The organism is Aestuariimicrobium sp. G57, from assembly GCF_050110855.1.
GTDB lineage: Bacteria > Actinomycetota > Actinomycetes > Propionibacteriales > Propionibacteriaceae > Aestuariimicrobium.
On record NZ_JBNINW010000002.1, the window covers coordinates 493388 to 509322 of the forward strand.

Consider the following 15935-nt stretch of genomic DNA (forward strand, 5'->3'; position numbering starts at 1 on the left):
ACGTGCCAGTGGCCGAGCCGCTGCCCCCGGTGGTCGCTAGTCTCGTATGGGCTGCGGCGCGAGCTGTGGCTGTCATGAGGCAAGGGGATGCAATGGACAGGCGAGCGTTCGTGACCGGTGGTCTGGCCGCGCTGGCAGTGGGTGTGCTGGCGGGCTGCAACACCACCACTGGGGGCGGCGGCAGCACGAGCGTCGACCCGTCAGCCGAGTCGATCAAGGCGGCCACCGAGAAGGTGCTCACCGACAAGGGCGCCACCACGACGGCCTGGGTGAAGGCGGGCGCGGCCGGTGTCTCGGTGCTCGTGAATGACGACCTGCACACCCCGGCCGGGGGCACGACCTCGTTCGCCGGGGCCAAGAGTTTCGCCGCCACCGAGGTGAGCACGTTCCCCTTCGACAAGCTGTCTGCTGCCGCGGGTACGACCGGTGACTGGGGCGGCCAGGCGGTGATGCTCGCCGGCGACAAGCACATCTTCAGCGGCAAGACCTCGACGACGCTCGGTGGTGTCGAGGCGAAGGCGTCCGACAACCTGATCTCGAAAGACGGCCTCAGCGCGGTCTGGACCGAAATGCTGGCCGTGACCGGCGGCAAGCTGTCGGGCTTCAAGGGCGACGCGAAGGCCATCAGCTATGGGCTGGCCGGCGAGCAGGCGTTCCATGTGAAGCGGCTCGCGGCGGTCGGTGAGACCGGGCTGGTCAGCATCGAGGCCGGCGAACTCACCGCGGACGACGCCACGGTGCCGGCCGACCTGGACGCCGCGACGCTGCTGGGCCGGGTCGAATCAGAACTCGCCCGCGAGAAGCAGGCGTGGGATGCGATGGGGGCGGTGCGCATCGAACTCGTTTCGAACACCTCGGTCGGCATCACCGACGGGGCCGCGCTGCTGCTCGGTGCCGACGAGGTCGACGCCTCGGGCGTGATCGTGTTCCTGGACGCCCAGAACTGGACGAAGCACCAGCAGTCGGTCGGTGCAGGGCAGGCGGGCCTGGTGGGCAAGAAGGCGCCGACGACGCTGCCCGGCGGCTGGGCCGACGACCCGAACTACACAGTCGCCCCGGCCGACCGCACCATGCGCGACGCGAACGACACGTTCATGTTCAGCTATCGCAACGGCGCGGCGGTCGTGTCGGTGTCGTTCACCTCGACCAAGCGCAACCAGCGCGACAGCGACTGGAAGCGTGCGCTGGAACAACTTCAGGGCGCGACCGAGGTCGATGGCTGGACGGTCGGGGACGTCGGCGGGCTCACCCACGCGCTGCGCAAGTACGAGCAGCAGTCCTTCCTGACGGTGAACTCGCGTGGTGGGGCGCAGAAGGCGACGCGCGACCAGGTGCTGGCGGTGGCGAAGGCGTTCCACACGGCGGTGGCTGGCTGAGGTTAATCACAGCCATGTAGTTCTCCCCAGCTGTGGACGAGCCTGTGGACAAGTCCTTGCCAGGGGTGCATGGGCTCCAGATGTTGCACAAGTGGCACCAGTGCCTCGTCCGCAGCTCATTCGCCCGGGATGAGGCGCATTCCGTGGCACCAGTGTCACGTGTGCAGGTTTTGTGGTCCTCGTCCAAGTCCCCTCAGCCCCAAGTCCCCTCAGCTGTGAGTGCCCAGGGTCTTTCGTCCACGCAGCTTGTCGAGGAGCCCCTTGAGCTGGCCGAGGCGGTGCTGCACGCCCATCTTCGTCGTCGACTTGATCGCCTCGACGACGACATGGGAACCCATCTTGGAGTCGCCGCGCTCGCGTTCGATGAAGTCGATCGGCACCTCGACGATCGAGTAGCCCTTCTGGTAGGCATTCCAGGTCAGGTCGCGCTGGATGCCGTAGCCGTGCCGGTCGATCCGGCCATCGGCGATGATGTCGTGCAGCACGTCGGCCTTGAAGGCGTTGAGGCCGCCGGTGACGTCCTTGATCGGCATGCCCAGCATCAGCTGGATGTAGACCGAACCACCCCGCGACAGGAACTCGCGCGACTTGGGCCAGTTGACGATCGAGCCGCCCTTGACCCAGCGTGACCCCTTCACCATGTCGGCGCCGCCGGCGAGCGCGTTGAGCAGGCGCGGCAGCTGTTCTGGCTGGTGGGAGCCGTCTGCGTCATGTTCGACGAGCACGTCGTAGCCGTGCTCGAGGCCCCAGTTGAACGAGTCGAGGTAGGCGGCGCCCAGGCCCTCTTTGCCCTTGCGGTGGTTGACATGCACGTGGTCGTCGTCGGACGCCAGCTGGTCGGCCAGCTGACCGGTGCCGTCGGGGGAGTTGTCGTCCGCAATCAGCACATGGGCCTGCGGGACTGCGCTGCGCAGCCGCTTCACGATGGGCTCGATGTTCTCGACCTCGTTGTAGGTGGGGATGATCACCAGCACCTTGCCGAGACCGGGGTACAGGTCGTCGCTCATGGATGCTCCTTTCGCAGCGATTGACCCCACCAACGCTAGCGGGCGCCGAGTCATGGCTCCCGCAGCGAGGTGGCGATTCTGGGGGTCAATCGGGGACGAGCATGACCGCGGCATGAGCCAACCTGCCACCGGACACGCCCGGTGATGCTTACCTTCCACCGGTTGTCCACAGGAGTTATCCACAGGTGGATAACCACATGGATGTAATTCAGGCCTGTCCGGTGCCGGTGTAGAAGCCGTAGGTGGCGTCAGCCTGCTGCTGGGCCGTGGCCTGGTCGACCCCGGCGGCCACGCTTGCTCGTCCCCAGGCGTCGGACGCGCCGCGGTAGAAGGCCTTGCCCTCGTCAGAGGTGACCCACTCGGCGAGGTCGGCCGGCGACATGGCGCCGCCGGTGCCGGACAGGTGCAGGGCCAGGCCGAGCAGGCCGCCGTCCCAGCCGACCCCGGTCGCTCCCGGGCCGAACATGGCGGCCATCTCGGCGGGGATGTCATCGGCGTGGGCGATGTGCTCCAGCTCGACGCGCGTGGCGTTGTCCTGCTCGGAGAGCCGCAGGGTCACCCAGGAGGTGCCGCCGCCGAACTCCCAGGTGATGCGGTAGTGGGCGCGGCCGTCGGCCGGGGGAGCGCACTCGAGCACCTCACCGCCAGCGTTGCCCTCGAGCTGGTAGCGGCCGCCGAGTTGCAGGTCGCCGGTCACGGGCATGAACCACCGCGGGATGCGTTCGGTGCTGGTGACGGCGTCCCAGACGTCGTCGATGGGGCTGGCATAGGTCTGGGCCAGCGTCTGGACGTTCTCGGTGACGCCGTCGTGGGCCTGCTGGCGCCACGCGCGGGTCACGGCATCGAGTTGCTGCTGCACATCAGTCATGGTGTTGCTCCTGGTTGGTGGTGGTGGTGGAATCTGCGGTGCCCAGCCGGCGCTGGCGTCGTCCCCGGGCGAGTTCGGTGTCGAGGGCGGCGAGCTTGGGCAGCCAGAACTGGTCAAACGCGCTGAGCCATTCGCGGGCGGCGGTCGGCCCTTCTGGTGCGAGGGCATAGAGGCGCCTGGTGCCCTCGGGGCGCACGCTGGCGAAGCCCTGCTCGCGCAGCACCCGCAGGTGCTGGCTGACGGCCGGTTGGCTGATGCCGAACTCGTCGTGGATCTGCGCGGCGATCTCACCGGCGCTGGTTTCACCGCCGGTGAGCAGTTCGAGGATCCGGCGGCGGACCGGGTCGCCGAGCACATCGAGCGCATGCATGGGTCGATTATTGCGCGTGGACTTATATAGGTCAAGAGTGATGGATTGGGCGGTGAGGGGGCTGGGGGAGGTGGTGTCCATAACCCGGCAGTCCCGGCGTGGATCCGCCATCAGATCGAGCTGTGCGGCCGAGCCTGCCGGGAAATGGTCATGCGTCGACGGCCAGGGCCCGGCGGCGTGTTCGTCGGCGCTGGGGCCCACTTCGGCCACGGACCCGTGCGGTTCGCGCCGCACCCCCTGAGGTGCATGGCGCACCCCCTGAGGTGCATGGCGCTCCTTTGCGGGTCGCCGCGCTCCCTTTGGGCGCGGCTCCAAGGGGTGCGGCGTGGCACCAAGAGGAGCGTCGTGAACTTGTGGGGGAGCGGCGTGCCCAAGCAGGAGACACAGATGGGCGGCGTGCACCCAGCCGGGCTACGAGTATCCGGGGGCGGCACCTATCCGGGGGCGGCACCAGGATGTTGGGCTCGACGGTCAAGAACCGGTGTGAGGTGGCCGCATCGTGCCGATGTCCATATCCCGGCAGTCCCGGGCGTGGATCCGCCGTCGGAGCCAGTCGCTCGCCCGAGCCTGCCGGGATCTGGACACCTCCGGGCACAGAGCTCCAAGGCGGGATGTCGGGCGCTTCCGGGGTAGGCACCAGGATGCGATTGGCCTGGTCCGGCCGGTGGCGCTGACGGACTCTTGCTCAGCGGCCGCAGCCTCACAGCTAGAACCCGGGGCCAATCCGTGAATGCACAGACCTGCCCTCGATACGTCGAGAACAGGTCTGTGCAAGGCATCGCGGGGGATGGACCCGCTGCGACTCAGTTGCCGGTGTTCGGCAAGGGTCGCGGCACCGGCTGGGTCGAGCCGGGTGCGCTACTGGGGTTCGAGGTCGACGGGGTGCCGGTGGTCGAGGGTGAGCCCCCGCCGGCGGGCGGGGTTGACGGCGAACCGGTGCTGGGCGGCGGGGTGCTCGGCGTCGGTTCGGGAAGCGGCACCACTGTGCTGGGCTGCAGCTTGATGCGGTCGATCAGCACCGGCTGCTGCAGGGTGGCGCCGACCGGGGCGCTCCAGGTGCTGAGCTCGCCAGTGTGTGAGTCGAACAACTGGAATGCCATCACGAAATTGTCTGACACGTAGGGCATCGGGTCGCCCTCGCCGAAGCGGTACGGCTCAATGTTGGGCACTTGCGGCTGCAGGCCGTAGGGGTCGTCGAACTTCGGGTAGTTCTGCGAGAGCCACGGCGCAGGCGGCACGTGACGCGCCCGCTGGTTGCGGGTGGTGAAGGCCCCGTAGGTGTTGCCGGTGTTCGAACCCTCCATGTAGTGGGTGATGCCGTTGCGGGCGACGAAGCGGTTCCACAGGTGGGAATGCCCGTTGAGCACGAGCTGCACACCCGCGGCCTCGATCATCGGGATGGCCTGCGTGAAGAACGGGTTGCGGTCGACGTGGTACTCGTAGCGCACGCCCACGACATTTCCGGCGGGATCCTTCTCTTCGATGCGCTCAGGATCGCTGAACGGCGGCGTGATGTTGTCGCCCAACCCGTGAGGGGCCTCGTGCAGCTGGATGATCGTGTACTCACACGCCTTGCGCTCGGGCGATTTGAGCTCGGCGGCCAGCCAGTCGAACTGCGGCGTGCCTGGCGCGATCGATTCGAAGATGAATTCGCCGTAACCCTGCAGCAACGGGTCGGCCAGGGCCACCGCTGATTCCTGGTACCGACTGCTGGCGGTACGCGTGGCGGAATCCGCATTGGCGTCGGTGCCGCGCCAGATCCGGGTCTGGTACAGCGTGATCACCCGCACATTGCCGATGGTCGTGGCGTACCACCGGCTGTGGCCCTGGTCGTTGGTGGGAAGGGTGAAGACCTCTTCGTAGGTACGCGTCGAGAAGGAGTGGTTCTCGATCCAGCGGGCCTTCGTCGCGGCGTTCCCGGACGGATTCACGGTGCCGGCCACGGTGTCATAGACGCCGGCGGCGATGTCAGTCGGCACCGGCATCCCGAATGAGGCGTTCAGCCCGGTGATGGCCGGTCCGCTGCGTCGTCCCTGCACCTCGTGATTGCCGATCGCGGGGAACATCGGCGTGTTCTGCACAATGGCGGCACCTCGTCCGATGTGACCGCCGCGGTCGGCGCGACCAGCCGAACCCTGAAGGCAGGGGAAGAATGCGCTGCCACGGGTGTCGTCGAACCACTCGGAAGCGCGGTCGGGAATGTTGACGAGGTCGCCCGCGACCAACACCGCGTCGAGCTGTCCCATGGTCTTGGCTGCGAGCTCCAGGTTCGTGGCGGTGTTCTGCATGGCCTGGTGGTCGCTGGTCAGCATCAGCTTTGCGCCCGCGCCAGCGGGGACGGCCGGGGCCAGGGTGTACACGGCCGAAAGGGCGGCCTCGGTGCCCTTGATGCTGGCGACGCGGTACTTGGTGCGGCCGGCGGTCGAAAGTCCGGTGACTGCTGCTTCATGGCGATGGATCGGGCGGGCGACGATGCCCTGCTCGGGTGTGGGCTTGCGGTCCGCCGGCAGTTGAGACTGGAAGTCTTCGGCCGTCTGGGTCATGGTGACGTCATTGGCGTTGAACACCCGGGCGGCCCCGAACGTGCCGGCGACGACCTGGGCAAGCGTCAACGACTCGACCGAGTCACCCACGAGCACGAGATGGCGACCGCCGCTGATCTCGGTGAACCATGCCACGCGCACGGAGTCCATGCCCGGCAGCTGCAAGAAGGGGTCGGTGAGCAGGTCGATCGCGGACGAGGTCGTCTGCTGGTCGCGAGGCACGGCATAGGCGGACAGCGGGGCCAGGGAGGCGGCGGCGAAGGTCATGGCGACGGCATTGAAATGCCGACGGGACAGCGCGGTCATGGGATTCCTTTGGGTGGTCGACCAATAAGTGTTGGATAGGTGTTGGAAGTGGTGGCCGGAGCGGGTGGCCACAGTGGGCCACCCGCTGGCAGAAAACTGGGCTAGGTGTCCGGGTTATAGGTGGTTCAGCAGGCGACCTTCAGATAGGTGTAGCTGCCATCGGTAACCTTGTACCAAGTGTTCGCGGGCAGCAAAGTCCAGCCGATGAGCGTGCCTCGCTCTGATTTGATGCCGCGGTAGGTCCTGCAGCCAGTGGCGTTCGTGCGGTAGCCGTCGAGGTCCATCCTGCCGCCGACGACGCCCTGGGCGTAACCGTCGATGTTCGGCCGCAGCGACTCGCCGGGGGACTTTTCCCAGTCCCATCCGTCCTTCCACAGCAGCGTATATGCAAGCATGCCGCCACGAATGTCAAGCGTGGCGCAGTATCCGTAGGTGGTGCAGCCGGGTCCGGCCTGGACCGGTTTGCTCGAGAGAATGGTGGATGCAATGGCGATGGTGAGTGCGAGCAGGGTCGAGAGCAGGAGCTTCTTCATGGATGGGCCTCCACGGGAGGGGAAACTGGGCTGCGGAATTGCCGCCGCGATCAAGCTAGGGCAGTGGCGATGTGCTGAGAAAGCGTCTTCAGGTGGTGTTCGCCCGATGTTCACCGTTACCGGCGCGTCGCGCTTCCAGAGTTTGGGAACAGCGTGACGAAGATCACATCGGCTGGGGTTGACGCCGCCCGAGCGCGGTCCAGCTGATGGGGCGCCCGTTGACAGGTGCCGACGTGCGTTCGGGGGTGTCAGGACGACTGGAGAAGGTGTCGGCGCATCACCTACTGCGGCTTGTCAGGGCTGACGGCGTCCTCGCGCCCCTGGGAGCGGCTCGATGTGGCATCCCCTGACGCGCACACCGCCCCGGGGTGCATCGTGCCGGTGTCCATAACCCGGCAGTCCCGGTGTGGATCCGCCATCAGATCGAGCTCTGCGCCCGAGCCTGCCGGGAAATGGTCATGCGTCGGCGGTCGGGCCCGGCGGCGTGTTCCTTGGCTCTCGGGCCCACTCCGGCGCCGCACCCGTGGGGTGCGCGCGGACACCTTTACGTGCGCGTCGACACCTGTACAACGGTGTCGGTGTGCACACAAGGGTGTCGGCGTGGGCCCAGAGGGGCATCGGCACACCCCTCACCCGCCCCCGCTCACCCCAGGCCCAGCAGCACCCTCAACCCGTCCAGCGTGTCCACTGAGTGCTCCGCGTCATCATCCACCGGCGCCGCGGCTGACTCCAGCATCGCCGCCTCAATGCCCGCCGCATGCGCCGCCTCGGCATCGATTGGCCGATCACCCACCGCCAGGCAGTCCGCCGCAGCGAGCCCGTGCCGCTCGAGCAGCACCCGGTACATTGCCGGGTCGGGCTTGCGGGGGTGGCCGTCGCTCGTACTGACCAGGTCATCGACCCCCAGCCCCAGCCCCTCGACCAGCGACAGCGCACTGGCGCGGTCGCGGTGGGTGACCACCAGGTTCAACCCGCCGGCGGCGGCAATGTCGGCGAGCAACTCGCGCGCCCCCGGCATCACCGGTGCCGGATTCTGCCGCCACAACGCCTTCAACTCCCGATTGGCGCGCTCGAACTCGGCCCCGTCGATCCCGAACCCGCGCGACAATTCCGCCACCGCCGCACCCGTCGACCGCCGCGTCAGCTTCGCCACCTGGTCCAGCGACACCTCGCCGCCATGGGCACGCACCACCCCGACGAATGCCTCGTCCAACTGCGGGTAGGTGTCGACGAGCGTGCCGCCGAGGTCCCAGAACACGTGCCGGTACATGCGGCACAGCCTACGGTCGGGTCGTCAGCGGGCCTGCAGCACCTCGGCCAACAAGGCGCGCACCCTGGCCTCGACATCATCGGCGACTGCGCGCACCTGCTCGAGGCTGAGGCCCTCGATCGCCGGCGCGTCCCAGTGCACGTGCCGCTTGCCCGGCAGGTCCTCGTGCTCGTCACCGCCCACCGTGACCACCACGTCGGCCGACTGCAGCACCGACTCGTGCAGCGGCTCAGCGATGTCCTGCACGGGTGCACCCCGTTCCTGCAACACCTGCCTGACAAGGGGCAACACTTCGTCAGTCACATGTCCGACGGCCCGCACGACCACCTTGCCCTCGCCCAGGTGCCTGGCCAGGTTCGCGGCCAGCGGGGTGCGTCCGATGTTTCGCTGCGACACGAACACAAGCTCGGGCAGGTGGGTCACGGCATGGCCCGCGGCGGTGGCCCGGTCGTTCAACTCGGCACGGGCATGACGCTCGACCATGATCGGCAAGAAGCTGGTGATCTTGCTGTTCGCCAACAGGTCCGCGTGGGCCCGCCGCACCGTCTCGCGCACCTCGTCCCGGGTGAAGATGCCCTCGAAATGCTGGGACAGGTCGTCGCTGATGTTCAGGTACTTCGCGGCGTTGGTCGACGACTGACCCGTGAGCTCCATTGACAGGTCGAGCACGCGCCGGTTGATGTCGTCGCGCACCAGCCGCATGCGCTCGACGCCCTCGATGCCGCGCAGCGACGGTTCATCAATCGGCCAGGTCTCGACTTCGGCGCCCATGCCCTCGACCGGCTCGACCTTGGCGTCGTCGCCGAGCACGATCACCCGGTCGGCGGCACGCAGCATCTCGTCGGTCAGCTGGGTCGGGGTCTGGCCCTGCATCGTGGCGCCGAGTTCTTGCAGTGACTGTTCGGACAGGTCGTTCAGCTTGCTGCCTGCGGCAGTGCCCGCCGACGTGACAGTGACCCGGTTGCCGACCAGTTGGCGCATCAGTGCAGCGGCCATCTGCGACTTGCCGCCGTTCTTCACACAGACGAACAGCACCTGCGGCGGGCGTGCGTGGCGGGGGGTGGAATCAGTCTCGGGGGTGGAATCGGTGTCGGCGACGGGCTGCTCGGCGGTGGACGTGTCCGGCGTGGTCATGATCATGCCTCCATGGGAATGGTCCGTACGCGACGATCATCGCATCGCGACATGGGTGCGTGTGGGGCTTCCCGTGAGTGCGCCCACCCTTTCTGGTGACCAAGATCAACTGGGATGGTGGTTCACTGTGGTGGTGACCACGACCAAGCCCGAGCCCCCTGCCCAGCGCCCCTCCCCGGTCCCCGGTCTGGCCATCTGCCTGGCCGCCGCACTGGTCGGGCTGCTGGTCTCGCACTTCGTGCCCGTGCTCAGTGCCCTGCTCGTCGCGATCCTGCTCGGAGTGGTCGTGGGCAACGTCCGTCCCCAGGTCGCGCAACTGCACCCCGGCATCGGCATCGCCGCCAAACAGTTGCTGCGCGCCGGCATCGTGCTGCTCGGTCTCAAGATCAGCCTGGGTGACATCGCCGGCCTCGGCTGGCCGGTCATCGCGCTGGTCTGTGCCATCGTCGCCATCGGCATGGTCGCCAGTTATTCCATCGGACGAGCCCTGGGCCTCGATGAGGACCTCTCGATGCTGGTCGCGGCGGGTTTTTCCATCTGTGGAGCCGCCGCAGTCGCCGCCGTCGACGGGGTGATCCGTCCCCGCAAAGAGGCCGTCGCCCAAGCCATCGCCCTGGTGGTGCTGTTCGGCACCACCATGATCGCGTTCGTGCCGGTCGTGGCCCGACTGGCCGGGCTGGGTGACCAGCAGGCCGCCCTGTGGGCCGGCGGCGGCACCCACGAGGTCGCCCAGGTGGTGGCCATCGGCGGCATCATGGGCGGCGGAGCCGTGCTGGCCACCGCGGTCATCGTGAAGCTGGCCCGGGTCATGCTGCTCGCCCCGGTGATGGTGGGCGTGGCCATCTGGCAGCGCCGCCGCGTGGGTGAGGCAGGCAGGCGCCCCCCGCTGGTGCAGGGCTTCGTGGTCGGTTTCATCATTGCCGTGCTGGTGCGCACGTTCGTGCCCCTGCCGGGCGTGGCCCTCGACGCCGCGGGCCTGCTGCAGACCGTGCTGCTCGCCATGGCGATGTTCGCGCTGGGTCTTGGTGTCAACCGCAAGGTGCTGGCCAAGGCCAGTGGACGAGCCCTGTTGTTCGGGGTGCTGGCCACGGTGGCCGTGAACGTGGTGGCACTGGGCGGCGCGCTGATCATCGGCTGAGGCCCGGCCGGCATCGTCCCAACTGGTGTCGGCGCGCACGCGAGGGGTCCGTCATCCAGGGGCCCAGGCTGAGGAGATGCCGGGCCTGGCCGCCTCACCTTGACCATTTTCCGGCAGGCTCGGCCGCAGAGCTTGATCTGATGGTGGAGCCGCGCCGGGACTGCCGGGTTACGGACATCGGTATGGCGCCTGGAACGAGCAGTGACGGTGCACCGGAGCCCGCATCGGGGGATGCGCAGAGCCAGCGAGGTCCCGACGACCCGTCGAACGGCCAGTGTCTGTGTCGTGCCTGCAACCTGGCCAAATCCAACAAGTAGGGTTCAACGCATGTCGCACATCTGGATCTCGCTGCCCCAGGACGAGGACGGCTACCCGCCGTTCGCCGAGGAGCAGTTGCACACCACGCCCGTCGGCGAGAACCTGCACCGGCTCGAGGCCACCCCGGCCTTCGCGGTCGGCATCGCCGTGGACGACGTATTGCGCACGCAGACCCTGGCCGATGGCACCGAGTGGGCCACCGAGGTGGTCGAGCAGGGTGACCACTGGTGCTCGCGGATCGTCGGCCTGAACGGCTATGAGCACGAGCGGATCCTCGAGATCATGGCCTCGATGGGTGGCACCGCCGCCGACACGCCCTACGGGCTGGTCACGGTCGACTTCGACGCGAGCGTCGACGTGAAGCATGTGCTCGCCGAACTCGAGGCGGGGCGTCGCGAGGGTGACTGGGACTTCGACCTCGGCGTGGACCCCCGGGCCTGAGGCGTCGTACCTGCTGGGGTGCTCGTCCGGCTCGTCCGATGTTTGTTGAATGTTCTACAATTCAGTGACGCTGGACGACGGGAACGGCCGCGATCTTTCGCGGTTGCCACTCGTTGAGAACCAGTGGACTGGTTGAGAGACACTGGAGCAGACAACGAGGGCGGCCGAGCCCCAGGAGGAACCGATGAGCAACAAGAAACGCAGCACCGGCACGGCGGCGGCGTCGGAGGCCTCGAAGGCCCGTGCTGCGAAGCTGGCCGAGATGCAGCGCCAGGCCCGTCGCAAGGACCGCCGCGGCGCCGCCGCACTCTGGGTGGTGGCCGGCGTGCTGGCGATTGCCCTGATCGGCGGCGTCATCTACGCCGGCGTGGCCCGCAGCCGCCAGATGGACGCCGCGCTGGGCGATGTGGCGACTTTTCCGAACATGAGCGCGAACCACGTCGAGACTGACGTGACCTATGAGCAGACCCCGCCCGTCGGTGGCGACCACCACCCGGTCTGGCAGAACTGCGGCATCTATGACACGCCCATCAAGAGCATCCACGGGGTGCACTCGCTCGAACACGGCGCGGTCTGGATCACCTACGACCCGTCCCTGCCGGCCGACCAGGTGAACAAGCTCAAGGGCTATGCGGGCCAGACGTTCATGCTGCTCTCGCCGTACCCGAACCTGGGCAGCAAGGTGGCGCTGAGCGCGTGGGGCCACCAGCTGAAGCTCGACACCGTGGACGACACCAAGATCACCGCCTTCATCCGTGACTACCGCCAGGGCCCGCAGACCCCCGAGCCGGGCGCCGCCTGCACCGGTGGCACCAGCGAGGTGGCGTGATGAGTGAGACCTCGCGTTCGCGGTTCGTCGCACCGCTCGCGGTCGTCACCGTGTTGGCCGCGCTGGTCGCGGGGCTCGGTGGGTTCTTCATCGGACGAAACAGTGTGGCGCCGCCTGCTGAATCCTCGGCCGATGTCGGCTTCGTCCGTGACATGTACGAACACCACGGCCAGGCGGTGGAGATGTCCCTGATCTTCCGCGAAAAGACGCAGAACACCACGCTGCGGGCCATCGCCTACGACATCGCCACCAGCCAGGGCAACCAGATGGGGCAGATGGAGGGCATCCTCAAGGTGTGGGGCTACCCGATGACCCGGACGGGTGCGCCGATGGCGTGGATGAGCGGTGAGGACGCCCAGGGCGGGCACACGCATTCCTCTGGTGGGCACGTGCAGCCCAATGGCATGATGGCCGGCATGGCCAGCGCCGAGCAGCTGCAGCAGTTGCGTGGGGCCACGGGTGTGGCGGCGGAGAAGTTGTTCCTGCAGCTGATGATCACCCACCACAAGGCGGGAATCGAAATGGCGAAGGCGGGGTCTGAGCTGGCGGACACTGACTACGTGAAGACGCTGGCGACCAAGATGCACGCGGGGCAGACGGCTGAGACTGCGCTGCTCGAAAGTGAGCTGGCCAAGCTGGGCTGACCAGACCAGGTTCGTGCCGACATATCGAGGGCACCCGGGTGAACCGGGTGCCCTCGATGTCTGCATGGATCAGGAGGTCAGGTGGGTCCTGTCGAGCTTGGCGCCCTCGACATCGACATCCGGCAGAATCCTGTCGAGCCACTTCGGCAGCCACCAGGCCTTTTCGCCCAGCAGGTGCATCAGCGCGGGGGTCAGTGTCATCCGCACGATGAAGGCGTCGACCAGCACACCGACCGCCAGGCCGAAGCCGATGGGCCGGATCATGGTGAGCTCGGCGTGAATGAATCCCGCGAACACGGCAGCCATGATGAGTGCCGCGGCTGTCACCACCCGGCGTCCATGGCGGAAGCCGGTGACCACCGCGGCGCGGGCGTCCTGACCGTGGGCGTGCGCCTCACGCATGCCCGAGACCAGGAACATCTGGTAGTCCATGGCCAGGCCGAACAGCACACCGATCAGGATGGTCGGCAGGAAGCTCAACAGCGCCGCGGGCTGGGTGACACCGAACACCGACCCGAGCCAGCCGTGCTGGTAGACGAGCACGACCGCGCCGAGCGACGCGCCGATCGACAGCAGGAACCCGCCGGTCGCGATCAGCGGTACCAGGATCGAGCGGAAGACCAGCAACAGCAGCACCAGCGACAGCCCCACCACCACGATGAGGTACACCGGCAGGGCGTCCGACAGGGTCTGTGAGATGTCGATGTTGGCGACGGTCTGGCCCGTGATTCGCACGTCGACACCGGTCGCGTCCTTGATCGAGGACGCATCATCGCGGATCGTGTGCACCAGCGTGACCGTTGATTCAGCGTTCGGCCCATCGGTGGGCACGACCTGCCAGGCGGCGGTGCGTCCATCGGACGAGACGCCCATCGGCACGACGTGCTGCACGCCGTCGATGGTCTTGAGCCTTTCTGACGTCTGCAGCTGCAGCGCTGCGACCTGCTGCTGGTTGGCACCCTGCGGCAGCTCGCCCACGGCGACGATCGGGCCGTTCATGCCGGCGCCGAACTTGTCGGCGGTGATCTGGTAGGTGCGGTAGCCGGTCGAATTGGCGGGCTCCGACGCGCCGTCGGGCAGGCCCAGCCGCATGCCCGCCACCGGGATCGACATGGCCCCCAGCACCAGCAGCGCCACCAGCGACGTGATGATGGGGTGCTCGGTGACGGTGCGGATCCACCCTCGGGGTTCGACGACCTCGTCGTGGTCTGCGAGGTGCTTGGCGGTGTCGGTGGGCTCGCCCGTGGCCGTGAAGCCGTGCTTGGCCCAGGTCTTTCGTCCGATCACCCGGTGGCCGAGCAGCGAGAGCACCGCAGGGGTGAACGTCAGCGCGACCAGCACGGCGGCGAGCACGGTGCCGGCGGCGGCCAGACCCATGACAGCCAGGAACGGGATGCCGGTCAGGGTCAGCGCGGCCAGCGCGATGATCACCGTGAGCCCGGCGAACAGCACGGCGTTGCCTGCGGTGCCGGTGGCGCGCCCGATCGAGGAGCGCACAGGCATGCCCTGCAGCAGTTGGATGCGATGCCGGTTCAGGATGAACAACGAATAGTCAATGCCGACGGCCAGCCCGATCATCAGGCCCAGGGCGGGCGTGATCGACTGCATCTCGATCCAGTGGCTGGCCGCGAAGGTCGCGGCCATGCCGACGCCGACGCCGATCAGCGCACTCAGGATGGGCAGTCCTGCGGCGACGAGGCTGCCCAGCATCACCAGCAGCACGACACCCGCGACGGCGACGCCAATGATCTCACCGGGGCCGATGATGCTGGCGATGTTCTGGGTGATCTCTTTGGCGTAGTTGACGGTGATGCCCTGGTGGGTCAGCTGGTTGCCGACCTGCTGCAGCTGGTCGCGCTCGGCGAGGGGCACGTTCTGGATCGACTGGTCCCAGCGCACCTGCGTGATGGCGGTGGTGCCGTCCTGTGAGACGAAGCGCAGCCCGTTGATCACGGCGGCCTGGCGCTTCATCGCCTCGGCCTGCTGTGGGGTGGTCGGCATGACGGGTTTGCCGTCCGGGCCGATGCCGTCGAGCTGTGCCTGCGCGGCGAACGGGTTCACGGCATCGGTCACGCCGTTGACGCCCTTGAACTGCTCGATCGTGGACGAGATCGCGGCCTTCTGGGCGTCGGTGAAGGGCTTGCCGTCGCTCGTCTGGAAGACCACCGGGGCGGTGCCGCCGGCGGCCTCGGGGAAGTTCTGCTTGAGGTCATCGAGCACCTGCTGGAACTGTGCTCCCGGGATGTTGAACTCGGTGGTGGTGGGCTTCTGCAGCGCGATGGCTGCCGAGGTCGCGCCGCCGAGCACCAGCAGCCAGATGAGGATGACGAGCCAGGGCCGGTGCGCGCTGCCGGCGCCGAGCTTCTGGAGTAGGCGTGCCATGGTGGGGCTCCTGTGGTGATTGATCGGGTGGTTTTGGGCGCACTCGTCGTGGCGATCCACGGGTCGTGGTCGCTCTCGTGCGGGTGCGGGGTGGGGTGGTGGGTGTGGGTTCCGGGTTACGGCGTCGGCGGGGGAGTGGCGAAGCCGTCGGCCAGGTAGCCGAACGACCGCGCGACGGTCTCGCGCAGCGATTCGGACGCCGCCGCGAGGGCCGCGTCGTCCGGGGTGATGTCGGCGACGGGCAGTGACGTGAGCCAGTTCTCGATGGCGGCCTCGGCTACCCCGAGCACCGAACTGGCCAGGGTCATGGCCCACAGGGGGTCGGCGTCGGGCGTGCGGCGCATGACCGCGTCGGATACCGGTCCGGCGATCAGGCGCCACTGGGCCAGGTGGCTGCGGGCCAGTCGCGGGTGCTCACGCACCAGCAGCATCACGCGCACCAGGTGCGGCGTGGTCGCGGGGCTGAACACCTCACTGAACGCTGTGGTGGCCAGCGGCATGATCGGTGCTTCGACCGGGGCGGCGTCGACGATCGCCAGGGCGTCGTCGAGCACCTGCTGGATCGGGTCGGTGATGCATTCCTCGAGACTCGGGAAGTAGTTGAAGAACGTGCGCCGTGAGACCCCTGCGCGCTCGGCGACGGCATCGGCGGTGACCGCGTCGAAACCGACTTCATACGACAGGTCGACCGCGGCCCGGGTGAGGGCCTGGCGGGTCGCGGCCTTGTTGCGGTCGCGACGGCTCGGGGTGGTGTCGCCGTTGGTGGTGCTGGTCAC

The 15935-nt window shown here is 67.9% G+C and carries 14 protein-coding genes; 5 read left to right on the plus strand and 9 right to left on the minus strand.

All coding sequences use genetic code 11. The features are described from left to right. Positions 1 to 92 precede the first annotated feature (92 nt). Positions 93 to 1376: a hypothetical protein gene (locus tag ACQCX5_RS06275; protein WP_434541155.1), complete on the plus strand. Its 1284-nt coding sequence runs from the start codon at positions 93 to 95 to the stop codon at positions 1374 to 1376. A 209-nt stretch (positions 1377 to 1585) separates the two neighbouring features. Here the strand turns inward: ACQCX5_RS06275 and ACQCX5_RS06280 are convergent, their stop codons facing one another. The 7 genes from ACQCX5_RS06280 to ACQCX5_RS06310 all read right to left on the minus strand — a co-directional run bounded on the left by ACQCX5_RS06280 (position 1586) and on the right by ACQCX5_RS06310 (position 9407). After that, the gene (locus tag ACQCX5_RS06280; RefSeq protein ID WP_434541156.1) at positions 1586 to 2383 is read right to left on the minus strand and encodes a polyprenol monophosphomannose synthase; all 798 of its coding nucleotides are present in this window, start codon (positions 2381 to 2383) and stop codon (positions 1586 to 1588) included. Positions 2384 to 2591: 208 nt separating this feature from the next. Further along, entirely contained in the window at positions 2592 to 3251 is a 660-nt protein-coding gene (locus ACQCX5_RS06285; protein ID WP_434541157.1) for an SRPBCC domain-containing protein, read from the minus strand. Beyond that, positions 3244 to 3621, minus strand: coding sequence for an ArsR/SmtB family transcription factor (locus tag ACQCX5_RS06290; protein WP_434541158.1), 378 nt, complete (start codon positions 3619 to 3621; stop codon positions 3244 to 3246). The genes ACQCX5_RS06285 and ACQCX5_RS06290 overlap by 8 nt, the downstream gene beginning before the upstream one ends. A gap of 803 nt (positions 3622 to 4424) precedes the next feature. Next, entirely contained in the window at positions 4425 to 6470 is a 2046-nt protein-coding gene (locus ACQCX5_RS06295) for a metallophosphoesterase family protein (protein WP_434541159.1), read from the minus strand. A gap of 125 nt (positions 6471 to 6595) precedes the next feature. Further along, entirely contained in the window at positions 6596 to 7003 is a 408-nt protein-coding gene (locus tag ACQCX5_RS06300) for a hypothetical protein (RefSeq protein ID WP_434541160.1), read from the minus strand. A 643-nt stretch (positions 7004 to 7646) separates the two neighbouring features. Further along, the gene (locus ACQCX5_RS06305) at positions 7647 to 8273 is read right to left on the minus strand and encodes an HAD-IA family hydrolase (RefSeq protein ID WP_434541161.1); all 627 of its coding nucleotides are present in this window, start codon (positions 8271 to 8273) and stop codon (positions 7647 to 7649) included. A gap of 24 nt (positions 8274 to 8297) precedes the next feature. Further along, entirely contained in the window at positions 8298 to 9407 is a 1110-nt protein-coding gene (locus tag ACQCX5_RS06310; protein ID WP_434541162.1) for a low molecular weight phosphatase family protein, read from the minus strand. Between the two features lie 133 nt (positions 9408 to 9540). On the opposite strand from ACQCX5_RS06310, the gene ACQCX5_RS06315 reads away from it, so the two are divergent. From ACQCX5_RS06315 to ACQCX5_RS06330, 4 genes are all read left to right on the plus strand, one after another. Next, a complete protein-coding gene (locus ACQCX5_RS06315; protein WP_434541163.1) occupies positions 9541 to 10545 on the plus strand; it encodes a YeiH family protein in 1005 nt (334 codons plus the stop codon). A gap of 327 nt (positions 10546 to 10872) precedes the next feature. Next, positions 10873 to 11304: a DUF4265 domain-containing protein gene (locus ACQCX5_RS06320; protein WP_434541164.1), complete on the plus strand. Its 432-nt coding sequence runs from the start codon at positions 10873 to 10875 to the stop codon at positions 11302 to 11304. Positions 11305 to 11488: 184 nt separating this feature from the next. Beyond that, complete coding sequence (locus tag ACQCX5_RS06325) at positions 11489 to 12133, plus strand: DUF3105 domain-containing protein (RefSeq protein ID WP_434541165.1); 645 nt, start codon at positions 11489 to 11491, stop codon at positions 12131 to 12133. Further along, positions 12133 to 12777 (plus strand): DUF305 domain-containing protein, encoded by a 645-nt coding sequence (locus ACQCX5_RS06330; protein ID WP_434541166.1) that lies wholly within the window; start codon positions 12133 to 12135, stop codon positions 12775 to 12777. Before ACQCX5_RS06325 ends, ACQCX5_RS06330 begins: the two co-directional genes overlap by 1 nt. A 69-nt stretch (positions 12778 to 12846) precedes the next feature. Here ACQCX5_RS06330 and ACQCX5_RS06335 read toward each other — a convergent pair whose 3' ends face one another. Both ACQCX5_RS06335 and ACQCX5_RS06340 read right to left on the minus strand, forming a co-directional pair. After that, entirely contained in the window at positions 12847 to 15159 is a 2313-nt protein-coding gene (locus ACQCX5_RS06335) for an MMPL family transporter (protein ID WP_434541167.1), read from the minus strand. A gap of 116 nt (positions 15160 to 15275) precedes the next feature. Next, positions 15276 to 15935, minus strand: coding sequence for a TetR family transcriptional regulator (locus ACQCX5_RS06340; RefSeq protein WP_434541168.1), 660 nt, complete (start codon positions 15933 to 15935; stop codon positions 15276 to 15278).

Coding starts and splice junctions, on each gene's coding strand:
- ACQCX5_RS06275 (WP_434541155.1), top strand. CDS start 93: ATGGACAGGCGAGCGTTCGTGACCGGTGGTCTGGCCGCGCTGGCAGTG.
- ACQCX5_RS06280 (WP_434541156.1), bottom strand. CDS start 2,383: ATGAGCGACGACCTGTACCCCGGTCTCGGCAAGGTGCTGGTGATCATC.
- ACQCX5_RS06285 (WP_434541157.1), bottom strand. CDS start 3,251: ATGACTGATGTGCAGCAGCAACTCGATGCCGTGACCCGCGCGTGGCGC.
- ACQCX5_RS06290 (WP_434541158.1), bottom strand. CDS start 3,621: ATGCATGCGCTCGATGTGCTCGGCGACCCGGTCCGCCGCCGGATCCTC.
- ACQCX5_RS06295 (WP_434541159.1), bottom strand. CDS start 6,470: ATGACCGCGCTGTCCCGTCGGCATTTCAATGCCGTCGCCATGACCTTC.
- ACQCX5_RS06300 (WP_434541160.1), bottom strand. CDS start 7,003: ATGAAGAAGCTCCTGCTCTCGACCCTGCTCGCACTCACCATCGCCATT.
- ACQCX5_RS06305 (WP_434541161.1), bottom strand. CDS start 8,273: ATGTACCGGCACGTGTTCTGGGACCTCGGCGGCACGCTCGTCGACACC.
- ACQCX5_RS06310 (WP_434541162.1), bottom strand. CDS start 9,407: ATGACCACGCCGGACACGTCCACCGCCGAGCAGCCCGTCGCCGACACC.
- ACQCX5_RS06320 (WP_434541164.1), top strand. CDS start 10,873: ATGTCGCACATCTGGATCTCGCTGCCCCAGGACGAGGACGGCTACCCG.
- ACQCX5_RS06325 (WP_434541165.1), top strand. CDS start 11,489: ATGAGCAACAAGAAACGCAGCACCGGCACGGCGGCGGCGTCGGAGGCC.
- ACQCX5_RS06330 (WP_434541166.1), top strand. CDS start 12,133: ATGAGTGAGACCTCGCGTTCGCGGTTCGTCGCACCGCTCGCGGTCGTC.
- ACQCX5_RS06335 (WP_434541167.1), bottom strand. CDS start 15,159: ATGGCACGCCTACTCCAGAAGCTCGGCGCCGGCAGCGCGCACCGGCCC.